The organism is Paraburkholderia sp. J8-2 (genome assembly GCF_905220195.1).
Lineage (GTDB): Bacteria > Pseudomonadota > Gammaproteobacteria > Burkholderiales > Burkholderiaceae > Paraburkholderia.
This window is the reverse complement of record NZ_CAJMZA010000025.1, coordinates 58,695-73,901: the sequence shown is the minus strand read 5'-3', so window position 1 is coordinate 73,901 and position 15,207 is coordinate 58,695. Positions and strand designations below refer to the sequence as shown.

Genomic DNA, 15,207 nt, shown 5'->3' with positions numbered 1-15,207 from the left:
CAGAGTTACCGAGGAGCGAACACCATCATGGCTGAAGCGTATATCGTGGCGGCGGCCCGCACGGCCGGCGGCCGGCGCGGCGGGCGTCTGTCCGCATGGCATCCCGCCGATCTCGCGGGCGAAGTGCTGGGCGCGCTTGTCGCGCGCAGCGGCATCGATCCTGCGGCAATCGACGACGTGCTGCTTGGCTGCGTGAGCCAGATCGGCGAGCAGTCCACCAATGTCGCGCGCAACGCGGTGCTGGCCTCGCGCCTGCCCGAGAGCGTGCCCGCGACCACCATCGACCGCCAGTGCGGCTCGTCTCAGCAGGCGCTGCATTTCGCGGTGCAGGCTGTGCTGTCGGGCACGCAGGACGTTGTCGTCGCGGGCGGCGTGGAAAGCATGAGCCGTGTGCCGATCGCGCTGCCGCAAACCCTGCCGCGCGAGCATGGCTACGGCGACTATACGAGCCCGCGCATGCGCGAGCGCTACCCGGGCGTGGTGTTCAGCCAGTTCGACGGCGCCGAGATGATCGCGAACAAGTACGGGCTCGCCAAGGAAACACTTGACGCGTTCGCGCTGGAGAGCCATCGCAAGGCTGCTGCTGCCACGCGCGCGGGCTACTTCGAAGCCGAGATCGTGCCCGTGCAGATCACGACCGCCGAAGGCGAGGTCCAGCAGCACACGGTCGATGAGGGCATCCGTTTCGAGGCGACGCTCGAAGGTATTGCGGGCGTGAAGCTGTTGCGTGAGGGCGGCCGCGTGACGGCGGCGAGCGCGAGCCAGATCTGCGATGGTGCTTCGGGCGTGCTCGTCGTCAACGAGCGCGGGCTGAAGACGCTCGGCATCGAGCCGCTTGCACGTGTGCATCACATTGGCGTGATCGGCCACGATCCCGTCGTCATGCTCGAAGCGCCCATTCCTGCCACGCGGCGTGCGTTGCAAAAAACCGGCCTCTCGATCAATGACATCGATCTCTTCGAAGTGAACGAGGCGTTCGCGCCCGTGCCGCTCGCCTGGCTCAAGGCGCTCGAGGCGGACCCCGCGCGGCTGAACGTGAGCGGCGGCGCGATCGCGCTTGGCCACCCGCTCGGCGCGACCGGCACCAAGCTCATCACGACATTGCTGCATGCGCTGCGGCGTGAAAACAAACGATACGGACTGCAAACGGTCTGCGAAGGCGGAGGCCTCGCCAACGTCACCATCATCGAGCGCCTTTGAGGCGCTCCCGGCACAAGGGACAAGACGTGAAACTGAACAATACGTTGAGCGCCGTGATAACGGGCGGCGCATCGGGGCTTGGCGCATCGACAGCGCGCGCGCTTGCCGCGCGCGGCGTGAAGGTCGCGCTGTTCGACCTGAACGAAGCGGCGGGCGAGGCGCTTGCGAAGGAAATCGGCGGCACGTTTTTCAAGGTGGACGTGACCGATGAGGACAGCGTCGAGTGCGGCTTCGAGGCCGCGCGTGCGGCACATGGCCAGGAGCGCATCTGCGTGAACTGCGCGGGCACCGGCAACGCGATCAAGACTGCTTCGCGCGACCGCAACAGCGGCGCAATCCGGCATTTCCCGACCGCGGACTTCGAGCGCATCGTGCAGATCAACCTGGTCGGCACGTTTCGCGTGCTCGCGCGCTCGGCGGCGGGCATGCTCACGCTGCCGCCGCTCGAGGACGGCGAGCGCGGCGTGATCGTCAACACGGCTTCGGTGGCGGCCGAGGACGGCCAGATCGGTCAGGCCGCGTATTCAGCGTCGAAGGGCGGCGTCGTTGCGCTCACGCTGCCCGTCGCGCGTGATCTCTCCGGCGAGGGCATTCGCGTGAACACGATCATGCCCGGCATTTTCGACACGCCGTTGCTCAAGGGCGCGTCCGATCACGTACTCGCCGCATTGTCGGAATCGGTGCCGTTTCCAAAGCGGCTCGGCCGCACCGAAGAGTTCGCGGCGCTCGCGGTCTCGATCGTCGAGAACGGCTACCTCAACGGCGCGTCGCTGCGCCTCGATGGCGCGATCCGCATGGCGCCGCGCTGACCGGAGGCAGTGTTTTGGACTTCTCACTTTCTGAGCCGCTCATCGAACTGCAGGCGCGCACGCGCCGCTTCATTGCCGAGCGCATCATTGCGCGCGAGCGGGACCCGCGCCAGGACGCGCACGGCCCGCACGAGGCGCTGCGCGACGAACTGGTGGCCGAGGCGCGCGAATGGGGCCTGCTCACGCCGCATGCGAGCACGGAACTCGGCGGACTCGGGCTGTCGCACGTCGCGAAGGCGATCGTGTTCGAGGAGGCGGGCTATTCGCCGCTCGGTCCCATTGCGCTGAACATCCACGCGCCCGACGAAGGCAATATCCACCTGCTCGAAGCGGTGGCGACGCCGCAGCAAAAGGCACGCTGGCTCAAGCCGCTCGTGGAGGGCCGCGCGCGCTCGTGTTTCTGCATGACTGAGCCCGATCCTGGCGCGGGTGCGGACCCGTCGATGCTGCGCACGACCGCTCGCGCGGACGGCGACGACTTCGTGATCGACGGCGTGAAATGGTTCATCACGGGTGCGCAGGGCGCGCAGTTCGCGATCATCATGGCGCGCGACGAGAGCGGCGCGGCCACGATGTTTCTCGCCGACATGGATCAGCCCGGCATTCGCGTCGAACGGTTGATGGACGCGCTCGATTCGTGCTTCACGGGCGGGCATGCCGTGGTGCGCTTCGAAGGCTTGCGCGTACCCGCCGCGAACGTGCTGGGCAAGGTGGGCGAAGGCTTTCGATACGCGCAGGTGCGTCTGGCGCCCGCACGGCTCACGCACTGCATGCGCTGGCTCGGCGCCGCGCGGCGCGCGCATGACGTCGCCGTGGCTTACGCAAACCGGCGCGAGGCCTTCGGCAAGACGCTGATCGAACACGAAGGCGTAGGCTTCCAGCTCGCTGACAACGAGATCGATCTCCATACGGCTCGTCTTGCGATCTGGCATTGCGCGTGGCTGCTCGACCAGGGCGAGAAGGGGCGGCACGAGTCGAGCGTCGCGAAGGTGCTGTGTTCGGAGGCGCTCTGGCGCGTGGTCGACCGCTGCGTGCAGGTGCTGGGCGGGCGCGGCGTGACTGGCGAGGCCATCGTCGCGCGCATCTTCAGCGACATGCGCGCGTTTCGCATCTACGACGGTCCCTCCGAGACGCATCGCTGGAGCATCGCCAACCGCATCGCGCGGCAGGCGGCGGCGCGCGAAGAAGCACAAACGGGAGGTGCGCGTCATGGCTGACCGCTTCGATTTGACCGGGCGACGCGTGCTGGTCACGGGCGCATCGAGCGGACTTGGTGAGCACTTCGCCGCAATGTTCGCGCAGGCGGGCGCGCAGGTCGTCGCGGCGGCGCGGCGCGTGGAGCGGCTGCAAGCGCTCGTCGAGCGCATCGGCGCGGCGGGCGGCACGGCGCAGGCGCTCGAAATGGATGTGTCCGATGCCGCCTCGGTCGCGGCGGGCTTCGCAAAACTGTCTGAAACGGGCGGCGTGGATGTGGTCGTCAACAACGCCGGCGTCACGGTCGCGAAGAGCGCGCTGACACAGACCGAGGCCGACTGGGACGCCGTCATCGACACCAACCTCAAGGGCACGTGGCTCGTCGCGACCGAAGCTGCGCGGCGCTGGGTCGCCGCCGAACGGCCGGGCTCGATCGTCAACATCGCATCCATCCTCGGTGAGCGCGTGGCGGGCGCCGTCGCGCCGTACGCGATCTCGAAGGCGGGCGTGCTTCAGCTGACGAGGGCGCTCGCGCTCGAATTCGCGCGCCACGGCATTCGCGTGAACGCGCTCGCGCCCGGGTACGTGAGCACCGACCTGAACCGCGACTTTCTCGGCAGCGATGCGGGCAAGCGACTGCAAGCGCGCATTCCGCAGGGCCGCTTCTCCGACCCCGAGGATCTCGACGGTGCGCTGCTGCTGCTCGCCTCGAACGCGAGCCGCTCGATCACGGGCGCGGTGCTTGCCGTGGACGGCGGTCATCTGGTCAGTTCCCTCTGAACGGCGCGACTGCCCCGCCACGCCATGTCCACGCTTTATCTGCTCCGTCACGGCCAGGCCTCATTCGGCGAGGCGGACTACGATCAGCTCTCCTGGCTCGGCGAATTGCAGGCCGCCGAGGCGGGCCGCTTTCTCGCGGCGCGCGTCGGTGCGTTCGATCGCATCGTCGCCGGGCCGAGCCGGCGTCATGCGCAAACCGCACGCGGCGCGCTCGCCGCGTTCGAAGCGGCCCCGAAACTGGAGATCGAGCCGGCGCTCGATGAATTCGCGCATGGCCACACGCTGCTCGACGCGGCGCATGCGCGGTGCCTGAGCGGCGGCCTCCATTGGCCACAAACCAGCGCCGCGCAAATGCGGCTTTACGGCGCGGAGATTCGCCGCTGGGCGCTCGAAGGCGAGGCGTTGCCGGGCGTGCCGACGCTCGACGAATTCAGCTGCCGCGCAGTCGTATGGTTTGCGCAACTCGCGGCGCAATCGCCGCGCGGGCAGCGCGTGCTGGCCGTGACCTCCGCGGGCGTGATCGCGGTGCTGATGTGCGCGGCGCTGCGCCTGCCCGCCGGGCGCATGATCGATTTCGTCGAGTCGATCGGCAATGCCTCGGTCACGTCGCTGGCCTTCAGCGGCACACGGCGCGGTCTTGTCAGCTTCAATGTTGCGACAGCGTCGGATACCGCATGGAGCAGCCGGATCTAGCCACCCCATTCACAGGAAGATCACGATGAATTTCGACTTTACGCAAGAGCAGACGCTGCTGCGCGACGCATTGCAGTCTTTTCTGCAGGACCACTACACGTTCGAGGCGCGACGCCGCGCGGTCCTCTCCGAAGCGGGCTGGCGCCGCGACATCTGGCAAACGCTCGGGCGCGATCTCGGCGTGCTCGGCGTGGCGTTGCCGGAGCGCGTGGGCGGCTTCGGCGGCGGCGCGGTCGAGACGATGATCGTGATGGAAGAACTGGGCTCCGTGCTGTTCGTCGAGCCGTTCCTCGAAACCTGCGTGATGGCCGCGGGCGCGCTTGCGCGCTCGGGCGGTCCTGCTGCCGACGCGGCGCTCGAACGCATCGCGGCGGGCGAGGTGGTCTACGCCTGCGGCTGGGATGAAGCCGGGGCAGGCCGAGCGCTTGCGCACATCCATACGCGCGCGCGTCGCAACGCGCACGGCGGCTGGCGGCTCGACGGCGCGAAGCAGGTCGTCATGGCCGCGCCGTGGGCCACGCAACTGCTCATCGCGGCGCGCACGTCGGGCGGGCGCGGCGACGCGGCCGGCCTCTCGCTGTTCCTCGTGGACAAGAACGCCTCTGGCGTTGCGACGCACGACTACGCGACCATCGACGGGCGCTGGGCGTCGGATCTCGTGTTCGAGGGCGTCGATCTCCCCGTCGATGCGCTGCTGGGCGAGGAGGGCGCCGCGCTCGCCGTGCTCGAAGCGGTGCGCGACGCGGCCATCGCGGCGGTCTGCGCCGAGGCCGTGGGCGTGCTCAAGAAACTGCATGGCGATACGCTCGACTACACGCGCCAGCGCAAGCAGTTCGGCCAGCCGATCGCGAGCTTCCAGGCGTTGCAGCACCGCATGGTCGACATGTATCTGCAAGTGGAACTCGCCAATTCGGCGATGTACCTCGCGGCGCTCTCGCTCGACAAGCCCGTGGCCGAGCGCCAGCGCGCGACCTCCGCCGCGAAGGTGACGATGGCGAAGGCGTGCCGCTTCGTCGGGCAGAACGCCGTGCAACTGCACGGCGCGATGGGGATGACCGACGAGCTTGCGCTCGGCCATTACTTCAAGCGCGCCACCGTGCTCGAAAACGAGTTCGGCGGCGCCGATCATCATCTCGCGCGTCATGCGCGCCTGACGGCGGCAGCCGCGCTCGCCTGAGCACGTTCATTCGCACAACAAAACGCCGTTTCGCGGAACCACGCGAAGCGGCGCGTTGCCTTTAGCGCGCGATCACCTCGCGCTCATTCACAAAGAAGAGCGGAGAATTCACCACGTCGATGAAATTGCGCTCGTCGGCGACGAGACGGCGGCTGGCCGCCCGCCCTTCGCTCGTTTCTCCCACGGCGAGCATCGACTCCACATCGTCCCACCAGAGTTCGGCGATGCCGTCGTAGGGCGTGGCCTCGATGCCGCGCGTCGCCGCAATGCCAACGAAGCGCGCATCGACCAGTGCATGCGACTGCACGTAGCGGCGCATACGCATCGCCTCGGCGACCTCGCGCACGAGCGGACCGTGGACGTCGTACCAGTAGTCGCGAAACGCCTTCGGTGTGAGTTGCGGAAGGCGGCGCAGACAGAAGGTCAGTTTGATCATCGTGTTCTCAGGGAGGGGTTAATCGAGCGCGCTGATGCGCACGATCAGCTTGCCGTCGTGATTGCCGGTGAACAGGCGCTGAAGCGCATCGGGTGCGGCCTCCAGTCCTTCGACGATGTGGTCCTTCCACTGCATGCGGCCTTCGCCGATCCAGCGCGAAAGATCCGCCGTGGCGTCCTTCGCGCGCGCGAGGTGATCGATGACGACGAACCCGCGGATCGTAAGGCGATTCATCAGCACGCGCCCGAAGTCGGTGGGCCCCGCGAGCGGCCCTTCATCGTTGTAGCCCGAGATGAGGCCGCAAACGGCCATGCGGGCACCGCGGTTCAGGCGCTCGAACACGGCGTTCATGATCGGGCCGCCCACGTTCTCGAAGCTCACGTCCACGCCGTCCGGGCAGAGTCGTGCGAGCGCGGCGGGCACGTCCTCGCGCTTGTAGTCGATGGCGCCGTCAAAGCCGAGCCGATCGACGAGCCACGCGCACTTCGCGGGACCGCCTGCAATCCCGATCACGCGGCAGCCCTTGATCTTCGCGATCTGTCCGGCAACGGAGCCGACGGCGCCGGCCGCCGCGGAGACCACGACGGTTTCGCCAGGCTGGGGCTGGCCGATGTCGAGCATGCCCGCGTAGGCGGTGAGGCCGGTGAGCCCGAGCACGGAGAGATACGCGCTCAGTGGCAGGCCCGGCGCGGGCCTGAGCACGCGGCACGACGCGGCGCGCTCGACCGAATAGCGCTGCCACGCGCCGAGCGGCGGCATGACGAGATCGCCTGGTGAAAAGCGCGTTGAGCGGCTCGATTCGACCACGCCGATCACGGTGCCGCGCATCGCCTGGCCGAGGCCCACGGGCGGCAAATATTGATCGCGCTCGCTCATCCAGAGACGGTTGGTCGGGTCGATCGAGAGATACAGATTGCGCACGAGGATTTCGTCGTCGCGCAGTGCCGGCAACGGCGCTTCGACGAGTTCGAGATCGTCAGCCTGCATGCTCGCCTCGGGGCGGCGGCGCAGGACCCATTGCTGGTTGGTTTGGCCTGTCATGGCGGTTTTTCCGGAAGGAGATGTGCTCTGCGAGCACGCGGCGAAGCAGGATGGAGGGCGGGCAGGCTTCGCCCGCCGGAGATCGTCAGTGCAGATCCAGGGCCACTTTGGCGAGGATGTTGCGTTGAATCTCGTTGGAGCCCGCGTAGATCGACCCCGCGCGATCGTTCAGATAGCGCAGCGGCGCCGCGACGGCCGCGAGCGGCCCCGCAGGCGCGCCGCTCGCGTGCGGTAGCGTGACCGGACCGCCTGGACGCACGGCCTGCGGCTGGTACGCGCGGCCATAAGGCCCCGCCGCTTCGAGCCACAGCTCCGTGATGTGCTGATGCAGCTCGGTACCGAGTATCTTCATGACCGAAGCGCTCGCCCCCGGCGATCCGCCCGCCGAGATCGCCGACATCGTGCGCAGCTCATAGACCTCGAGCGTTTCCACGCGCACGCTCGCCGCCGCGAGCTTCGCCGCGAATTCGGGGCAATCGATCAGGCGCGCCGTGCCCTCGCCGGGCGCGGTCTGCGCGAACGCGCGCAGACGCTCGAGCATCAGATGGAACTCGGGCGTATAGGCCACGCCGCCGCGCTCGAATTCGAGCAGGTACTTCGCCACGGTCCAGCCGTCGCCAATCTGGCCGATGACGTTGCCCTTCGGCACGCGCACGTTGTCGAAGAAGACCTGGTTCTGAATGTGCTCGCCCGAGGACATCACGATGGGTTGTACGCTCACGCCGGGCGTTGCCATGTCGATCAGCAGGAAGGTAATGCCGCGCTGCGGCTTGCTCTCGCGCGAGGTGCGCACGAGGCAGAAGATCCAGTTCGCGACGTTCGCGTGCGTGGCCCAGATTTTCGAGCCGTTGCAGACGAGGTCGCCGCCGTCCTCCACGGCGCTCATCTGCAGCGAGGCGAGGTCCGAGCCCGACTGCGGCTCCGAGTAGCCCTGGCACCAGAAGTGCTCGCCGCTCAGCATGCGCGGCAGGAAAAAGTCCTTTTGCTCCGGTGTGCCGAACTCGATCAGCGCGGGCGCGCACATCTGGATGCCCATGGGCGAGAGCGGCGGCGCGCCTGCCGCGATACGCTCGCGCGAAAAGATATAGCGCTGCGCCGCGCTCCAGCCGCAGCCGCCGTATTCGACCGGCCACGCCGGCGCGGCCCAGCCCTTCGCCGCGAGAATGCGCTGCCATTTCATCGACGCCTCGTGGTCGGCGTACACGCTCGTCATGAGGCGTCCCGCTTCGCGCAGATCTTCGGTCAGATGCTCTTTCAGGAACGCGCGCACCTCGTCGCGAAAGGCGAGGTCGGCGTCACTCCATTGCAGGTCCATGCGTGTCTCCTTGGGGGCGGCGCACGCGCCGCTCATTGTGAACGCCATTGCGGCGCACGCTTTTGCGCGAAGGCGAGCGGCCCTTCGCGCACGTCGTCGGACTTGAAGAGCGCGCGCACGGCAGGCAGGCGGTTTTGCTGGCGCGACGCCTCTTCAATCGATGCGCTCGCCAGGCCGTGGCGCACCACCTCCATCGAGGCGCGCACCGACATCGGGCTGCACGCGATGATTTCGGCGGCCCAGCGCTTCGCGGCTTCGAGCGCGGCGCCAGGCGCCGTGGTCTCGTTCACGAAGCCGAGCGCGAGACCTTCCGCGGCGGTGACGCGGCGGCCTGTGAGGATCAACCCCATGGCCTGCTTCAGGCCGATCTGGCGCGGCAGCCGCAACAGTCCCCCCGCAAGCGCGGCGAGGCCGACCTTCGGCTCCGGCAGCGCGAACGTGGCGTTCTCGGCCGCGACGATCAGATCGCAGGCGAGCGCGATCTCGAAGCCGCCACCCATCGCCACGCCGTTGACGGCCGCGATCACGGGCTTGTTCAGATCGAAGCGCGAGGTGAGGCCCGCGAAGCCCGTGAGTGGCGGCTCGATGCTCTCGCCGCGCGCCATGGCCCGGGCCGTGAACTTGAGGTCGTTCCCGGAGCAGAACGCGCGCTCGCCCGCGCCAGTGAGAATCGCCACCCATTGCTGCGGGTCGCGCGCGAAGTCGTCGAAGACTTCGGCCAGTTCGGCGTTCGCGGCCGGCGTCAACGCGTTCATCGAATCGGGACGGTTGATCGTCACGATCGTGACGTGGCCTTCGCGTTCGACCGTGCAGTAGCGCAGCGGTCGCGCCGAACGCGCGCGCGCGGTTTCGCCTGCTTCCCAGACGGGGTGGCCGAAGGTGTCGGTGCGCACGTGGCCCGGCTCGCCCACGGCGCTGCGCTCTATCGAGAGCAGCAGCGCCAGGGAGAGTTCGTCATCGGCGGCGACTTTTGCCATCAGGCGTTCGTCGTGCGGCGTGCGCAGCACGACGATACCGTGCAGCGGACGCCTGTCGCGGCCGTACAGCACCGTGTAGGTTTCGATGCGCGCGGGGCCTTCATAACCGTCGATCAACGCAGGCACAACCGCGCGCGCAGCCTCGGCCTGCGCCTGCACCGAATACGACGGCGCGAGAGGCTGGGGGGCGGGCCGCGCGCTCACAACGAGCGCGTGATGCTTGTTGACATAGCCGCCCTGGCCGTAGAGCAGGCCGGGCTGCTCGGGCGCGGCGCGCAGCGCACGCACCATCGCGCACACTGCGTGGCCCATGTAGTTGTTCAGCGGGCCGCCGAAGAACGTGAGGCCGCCCGCCACGCTCGGCGCGTGCGCCGCCGCGTCGAGTCCGAGCGTGCGCAGCGCCATTTTCGGCACCACGGGGAAGCAGCTATACAGCTCGATCGGGCCGAAGCGGTGCGCGTCGCCGCCCACGAGTTCGACCGCGCCGCGCAGCACGGCGGCCTGCGCGGTGCTGTGATCGTAGGCGTCGCGCTGCAAGTAGTCGGCCGGTTCGTTCGCGGCCGCGCCGCCCCAGATATAGACGATGCGGTCTTCCGGCACACCGGCCTTGCGGGCTTGCGCGAGGCTTGTGACGATCACGGCTGCCGACTGGTTCACCTGCGGGTTGGCCACCATCAGCTTCGGGTAGGGCCAGTTGATCATGCGGTTCGTGTCATCGACCGTCGCGATCGTTGCGGCGTCAGGCGCCTTGCGCAGCCATGCCGAGGGATTGTCGGCGGCGATGGCCGCGTAGCGCGCCCACAGTTTCGCCGACTCGGCCTGCGCCTGCGCGGGCGTTTGGCCCCATGCGGCCTGCGTCGCCATTTCGTAGAGCGGATAAACCTGCGCGGGGTCCGTCACGCCAAGGCGCTTCGCAATCGGGCTGAGCGCGAAGTCGCCGGTCGGGAACGCGACGGCCGTTTCGCGCGGCGCGAGCGGCGTCCAGGGCAGCGCTGCCTTGTCCTTGCGCGCGCGGGCACGCGCATTCATCGCTTCGCCGCCGGCCACGGCCGCCGCGCGAATCTCGCCGCGCGCGACGCGCAACGCGGCGTCATGAATGGCGCGAATCGGCGTTTCCCCGCCCATCGGGCCGTTGATGCCGCAAGCGGTGTCGATCCCTAGGCGTTCGCAGAGCGCGCGCGCGGGGTCATCGTAGCGCCAGGTGATGAAGGCGACGAGGTGCAGCGAGTCGAGCTTGTCGAGCCAGCCGCCGCCTGCGTCGCGCTCTGCTGCGCGCAAGGCTTCGGCGATCGACTCGAGCGGTTCGCGCGCGTCGGCGGCCTGCGCGGGCCGGTCGACGAATTCGCCGACGCCGACGATGACAGGTGTGGTCTCAGGCGCGGTCGCTGGTGTGGTCCTGGTCGTGTTCATGCGCTCCTCCATTCCGTCAGGCCGTCGAGCGCTTCGACGCGTGCGCCTTCTGCCAGCAGCGGGTTGATTTCGAGTGAAACCAGATCGGGGCCGAGCGCGAGCGCGGCCTCGCCGATCGCGACGATCGCGCGCGCGAGCGCCTCGCGGTCGGCCCCAGGCGCGCCGCGAAAGCCGTCGAGCAGCTTCGCGCCGCGCAGCTCGGCGAGCATGTCGAGCACATCCTGCTCGCTGACCGGCAAGAGGCGCAGGCTCGTGTCCTTGAGCGCCTCGACCCAGATGCCGCCGAGACCCACGGCGACAGCCGGGCCCCATTGCGGATCGTTCATCGTGCCGACGAAAAGCTCGACGCCGCCCCGGCGCATCGGCGCGACGACGATCCCTTCGATGCGTGCCTCGGGCACGGCAGCGCGCACGCGGGCGAGCATGGTGTCGAACGCTTCGCGTACGGCGGCTTCGCCCAGCAGGTTGAGCGCCACGCCGCCCACCTCAGTCTTGTGCGCGATGTCGGGCGAGGCGATCTTGAGCACGACGCTCGCGTCGAGCGCAGCGGCGATCGACACGGCTTCATCCGCTGTGCGCGCGAGCCGCACGGGAATGACGGGCACGCCCGCCGAGTCGAGGTAGTCGAGCACTTCGCGCTCGCCATTGGGGCGCCCGGCGATACCTGGCGCCGCTTTTGCGCCGGCAACCGCCGTGCGCCGCCGCCATGCATGATGCGCGGCCAGATGCCCGAGCGCGCTCACGCAATGCTGCACGCCGCCGCCCGAATAGACCACGCCGGCCGCGTCGGTCATATCGCGCGCCTCGCCGTTCACGGCGCTGAACGTGTGGCTCATCATCAGGCAGGGCTTGCCCGCCGCTTTGAAACCTTCGCCGATATGGCGGATGAAATTGCGCGCGAAGCCGCGTGCGTCGTCCTTGAGCGGGGCGTCGAACACGAAGCCGAGTGCGCCCACCGAGGTGTCGCTGGCGAGCGCGGCGAGCGCCGTTGGAATCAGGTCGGGCTGCAGCATCGCGGCGCCCGTGATGTCGAGCGGATTGGCCGGTGTCGCAAAGGGCGGCAGCGCTTCGCGCAAACGTGCGAGCGTCGCCCCCGCGAGCGGCGCGATCTCGATACCTTCGGCGTCCGCCTGGTCGGTCATGATCTCGCACATGCCGCCCGACATCGCCGTGAGCGCGAGACCCTTCGCTTCGACGGGGCCGAGCCGCGCGAACAGGTCGGCGGTGACGATCAGCTCTTCGAGCGAATGCACGCGCGAAAGGCCCAGCTTGCGGCACAGGGCGTCGAACACGCGGTCGTCGCCGACGAGCGAGCCGGTATGGGCCTGGGCCGCGCGCGCGGTCGCCTCACTGGTGCCAACCTTGAGCAGCACGACCGGCTTGCCGGCGGCCGTTGCCGCCCGCACGGCGGTGGCAAAGCGCGCTGGATCGCGCACCGATTCAAGAAAGAGCGCGATGGCGCGCGGCTCGGGCTGCCGCGCGAGATAGTCGATGGCGTCGGCAATCGTGATATCGGCCTCGTTGCCGGTCGAGATCATGTGCGTGACGCCCACGCGCTGCTGGTAGGCGAACTGCTCGAGCTGGCTCGCAATGGCGCCGCTTTGCGACACGATCGCCACGCGCGCGTCTGGCTTGGGCCGGCGCAGCGGCGTGGTCCAGATCGGCGCGCCTGCGGCGAAGTTCGCGAAGCCAAGGCAGTTCGGCCCAAGAATGCGGATGCCCGCGGACCTCGCGGCCGCGGCCACGTCGCGCTGGCGCTCGGCGCCTGCCTCGCCGAGTTCGGCGAAACCGGCCGAGAGAATCACGGCGCCGCCCACGCCCGCGGCCTGGAGATCGGCGAACACTTCGATCATCTTCGCCTCGGGCACCATCAGCAGCGCGGCGTCGATGGGCTCGCCGACGGCCGCGCAGCTCGTGGCAGCCGGCGCGCCGAAGATCGTGCCGCCCTTGGGGTTGACGTAGTGAACCGGCCCCTTGAAATCAAATCGTCGTAGATTATCGTTTGCGGCGACTGACCAGATCGAGCGTTCGGTTGCGCCCACGAGTGCGATGGAGCGGGGATTGAACAGGCGATCGATCGCCTGGCGTTGGGCGGGGCTTTCGGGAGCGGCGGACAAAGACGTGTCTCCTTTGATTTGGCGGGCTTAGAGCGTATGTTTAGCCCAGTCTGGCGGTCCGGTCGGGCCGTGAGGGACGTCGATCGCCCCGCGCGGCCCGCGGCGTAAACAACCGCGTCACGTCCCGGTGCGATGCCGGAGAGATGCGGGTAAAACCGCGTCTTCTGGTTCGTGACTTTAGCCTAATGATATTAGATAATTAAAACGCTGTGCAATCCCGCACACGCCAACAGGCGAGGAGACAACAATGAGTTTCGGCGTGGACTACACGATGACGATCGGCGGCGTGCCGGTCAGTTCGCCGCGCAAGATTGATGTGATCAATCCGGCCACGGAGCAGGTTTTCGCGTCGGTGCCCGACGCCACGGCAGAGGACCTCGATCGCGCGGTCGAGGCGGCGCAGCGCGCGCTGCCGGGCTGGCGCGCGACGCCGCACGCTGAGCGCGCACAAGCGCTGCGCCGCGCGGCGGAACTGCTCGAAGCCCATGCCGACGAGCTGGCGGAACTGTTCACGAAGGAGCAGGGCCGTCCGTTCGAAGGTGCGAAGCAGGAGATTCTCGGCGCCTCGTTCTGGTTCAGGCTGACCGCGAAGATGACCGTGCCGGTGGAGATCGTCGAGGACACACCCGCACGCCGCGTCGAGGTGCATCACGAGCCGCTCGGCGTGGTCTGCGCGATCGTGCCGTGGAATTTTCCGGTGTTGCTGGCGGCGTGGAAGATCGCGCCCGCGCTGCTCACGGGCAATACGATGGTGCTCAAGCCTTCGCCGTTCACGCCGCTGTGCACGCTGCGCCTCGGCGAACTGCTGCGCGAAGCGCTGCCGGCAGGCGTGCTCAACGTGATCTCGGGCGGCGACGCGCTCGGCCCGATGATGACGAGCCACGCGGGCTTCGCGAAGATCTCGTTCACGGGCTCGACCGCGACGGGCAAGCGGGTGATGGCCTCGGCCGCGCAGGACCTCAAGCGCATCACGCTCGAGCTGGGCGGCAACGATGCCGCGATCGTGTTCGGCGACGTGGACGTGGCGCAGGTCGCGGAGCAGATTTTCTTCGGCGCGTTCCACAACACGGCCCAGGTTTGTGTGGCGACCAAGCGGCTCTTCATTCACGACTCGATCTACGACGCCATGCGCGAGCGCCTGCACGCGCTCGCGAAGCAGCTCAAGGTGGGCGACGGCGCGGACCCGGCGAGCGTGTTCGGCCCGCTGCAGAACGCGCCGCAATACCGGCGCGTGCGAGCCATGATCGACGAGGCGAAGGCCGAAGGTCTCACGCTGCTCGAAGGCGGCGCGGTGCCGGATCGCGGCTACTTCATTCCGCTCACGCTCGTGGACAACCCGCCCGATACGGCGCGCGTTGTCGTTGAGGAAGCGTTCGGACCGGTGCTTCCGCTGCTGCGCTTCAGCGACGTGGACGAGGTGGTCGCGCGCGCGAACGACACTGAGTACGGCCTGGCAGGCGCGGTCTGGAGCAAGAACGTGGACCTCGCGGTGGAGGTGGCGAAGCGGCTCGACACCGGCACTGTCTGGATCAACCAGAATCTTCAGTCAACGCCGATGATCCCGCTCGCCGGCCATAAGCAGTCGGGCTTCGGCGTCGAAAACGGCCTTGCGGGTCTGCTCGAATACACCCAGCCCAAGTCGATCTTCATTCCCAAGGCGGCTTGAGCCCCACGGCCTGACCGCCTGAGCAGGAGCCGCCTGCCCGCAAGCCGGGCAGGCGGCTTTTTGCGTCTTGCCGCCGGGGGCCGCCGCCGCTCGCGCGCACGGCCGCAAGCCGCCGCGAGCCGCGCTCCGGCGATCAAATCGTCAGTTTCGACGATGCGCGAGGCGGCCGACTCAACGACACTTTCCCACAACGGCCATACCCGTCCTGTGCATTTCGGGCAGTGTCGCCGTTCGGTTCGCGCGATGACGCACAGCGGTTGCGTAGCGCACACGCCAAAGCATTTCGTAGTTCGAATCAAGAGAAAGCGGGAATCATCCCGACGCCGCGTCAATGACGCCGATAAAAGACAGCCCTGCGCACAAGACGAGGGGCAGCATAATCAGGAGACAGG

12 protein-coding genes are annotated in these 15,207 nt (G+C 68.3%); 7 read left to right on the top strand and 5 right to left on the bottom strand.

Annotated features, from left to right (window positions below; all coding sequences use genetic code 11):
- Window positions 1-27: 27 nt before the first annotated feature.
- Genes U5A52_RS33260 through U5A52_RS33235 form a run of 6 tightly spaced genes read left to right on the top strand, consistent with a single transcriptional unit; the run spans window position 28 to window position 5,853 of the window.
- Window positions 28-1,200, top strand: a complete 1,173-nt coding sequence (locus tag U5A52_RS33260; protein ID WP_321938206.1) for an acetyl-CoA C-acetyltransferase — start codon at window positions 28-30, stop codon at window positions 1,198-1,200.
- A 26-nt stretch (window positions 1,201-1,226) separates the two neighbouring features.
- Window positions 1,227-2,009: an SDR family NAD(P)-dependent oxidoreductase gene (locus tag U5A52_RS33255; protein ID WP_321938204.1), complete on the top strand. Its 783-nt coding sequence runs from the start codon at window positions 1,227-1,229 to the stop codon at window positions 2,007-2,009.
- 14 nt (window positions 2,010-2,023) lie between these two features.
- Window positions 2,024-3,226, top strand: coding sequence for an acyl-CoA dehydrogenase family protein (locus tag U5A52_RS33250; RefSeq protein ID WP_321938202.1), 1,203 nt, complete (start codon window positions 2,024-2,026; stop codon window positions 3,224-3,226).
- Entirely contained in the window at window positions 3,219-3,983 is a 765-nt protein-coding gene (locus U5A52_RS33245; protein WP_321938200.1) for an SDR family NAD(P)-dependent oxidoreductase, read from the top strand. The genes U5A52_RS33250 and U5A52_RS33245 overlap by 8 nt, the downstream gene beginning before the upstream one ends.
- A gap of 24 nt (window positions 3,984-4,007) precedes the next feature.
- On the top strand, window positions 4,008-4,676 hold the full coding sequence (locus tag U5A52_RS33240) for a histidine phosphatase family protein (RefSeq protein WP_321938198.1): 669 nt from the start codon (window positions 4,008-4,010) through the stop codon (window positions 4,674-4,676).
- Between the two features lie 25 nt (window positions 4,677-4,701).
- Complete coding sequence (locus U5A52_RS33235) at window positions 4,702-5,853, top strand: acyl-CoA dehydrogenase (protein WP_321938196.1); 1,152 nt, start codon at window positions 4,702-4,704, stop codon at window positions 5,851-5,853.
- Between the two features lie 61 nt (window positions 5,854-5,914).
- Here U5A52_RS33235 and U5A52_RS33230 read toward each other — a convergent pair whose 3' ends face one another.
- The 5 genes from U5A52_RS33230 to U5A52_RS33210 all read right to left on the bottom strand — a co-directional run bounded on the left by U5A52_RS33230 (window position 5,915) and on the right by U5A52_RS33210 (window position 13,149).
- The gene (locus U5A52_RS33230; RefSeq protein WP_321938194.1) at window positions 5,915-6,289 is read right to left on the bottom strand and encodes an EthD domain-containing protein; all 375 of its coding nucleotides are present in this window, start codon (window positions 6,287-6,289) and stop codon (window positions 5,915-5,917) included.
- An 18-nt stretch (window positions 6,290-6,307) separates the two neighbouring features.
- On the bottom strand, window positions 6,308-7,330 hold the full coding sequence (locus U5A52_RS33225; protein WP_321938192.1) for an NADP-dependent oxidoreductase: 1,023 nt from the start codon (window positions 7,328-7,330) through the stop codon (window positions 6,308-6,310).
- 85 nt (window positions 7,331-7,415) lie between these two features.
- Window positions 7,416-8,645 (bottom strand): acyl-CoA dehydrogenase family protein, encoded by a 1,230-nt coding sequence (locus U5A52_RS33220; protein ID WP_321938190.1) that lies wholly within the window; start codon window positions 8,643-8,645, stop codon window positions 7,416-7,418.
- A gap of 32 nt (window positions 8,646-8,677) precedes the next feature.
- Entirely contained in the window at window positions 8,678-11,032 is a 2,355-nt protein-coding gene (locus U5A52_RS33215) for an enoyl-CoA hydratase-related protein (RefSeq protein WP_321938188.1), read from the bottom strand.
- Complete coding sequence (locus tag U5A52_RS33210) at window positions 11,029-13,149, bottom strand: acetate--CoA ligase family protein (RefSeq protein ID WP_321938186.1); 2,121 nt, start codon at window positions 13,147-13,149, stop codon at window positions 11,029-11,031. Before U5A52_RS33210 ends, U5A52_RS33215 begins: the two co-directional genes overlap by 4 nt.
- A 247-nt stretch (window positions 13,150-13,396) precedes the next feature.
- Here U5A52_RS33210 and U5A52_RS33205 point away from each other — a divergent pair, with 247 nt between their 5' ends.
- Window positions 13,397-14,815 carry an aldehyde dehydrogenase family protein gene (locus U5A52_RS33205; protein WP_321938184.1) on the top strand — a complete coding sequence of 473 codons (1,419 nt, stop codon included), beginning with the start codon at window positions 13,397-13,399 and terminating at the stop codon, window positions 14,813-14,815.
- Window positions 14,816-15,207: the final 392 nt, after the last annotated feature.

What these genes read in the sequence shown, in the direction of transcription:
- U5A52_RS33260 (WP_321938206.1), top strand. Translation starts at nt 28, where the DNA reads ATGGCTGAAGCGTATATCGTGGCGGCGGCCCGCACGGCCGGCGGCCGG.
- U5A52_RS33245 (WP_321938200.1), top strand. Translation starts at nt 3,219, where the DNA reads ATGGCTGACCGCTTCGATTTGACCGGGCGACGCGTGCTGGTCACGGGC.
- U5A52_RS33240 (WP_321938198.1), top strand. Translation starts at nt 4,008, where the DNA reads ATGTCCACGCTTTATCTGCTCCGTCACGGCCAGGCCTCATTCGGCGAG.
- U5A52_RS33235 (WP_321938196.1), top strand. Translation starts at nt 4,702, where the DNA reads ATGAATTTCGACTTTACGCAAGAGCAGACGCTGCTGCGCGACGCATTG.
- U5A52_RS33230 (WP_321938194.1), bottom strand. Translation starts at nt 6,289, where the DNA reads ATGATCAAACTGACCTTCTGTCTGCGCCGCCTTCCGCAACTCACACCG.
- U5A52_RS33225 (WP_321938192.1), bottom strand. Translation starts at nt 7,330, where the DNA reads ATGACAGGCCAAACCAACCAGCAATGGGTCCTGCGCCGCCGCCCCGAG.
- U5A52_RS33220 (WP_321938190.1), bottom strand. Translation starts at nt 8,645, where the DNA reads ATGGACCTGCAATGGAGTGACGCCGACCTCGCCTTTCGCGACGAGGTG.
- U5A52_RS33215 (WP_321938188.1), bottom strand. Translation starts at nt 11,032, where the DNA reads ATGAACACGACCAGGACCACACCAGCGACCGCGCCTGAGACCACACCT.
- U5A52_RS33205 (WP_321938184.1), top strand. Translation starts at nt 13,397, where the DNA reads ATGAGTTTCGGCGTGGACTACACGATGACGATCGGCGGCGTGCCGGTC.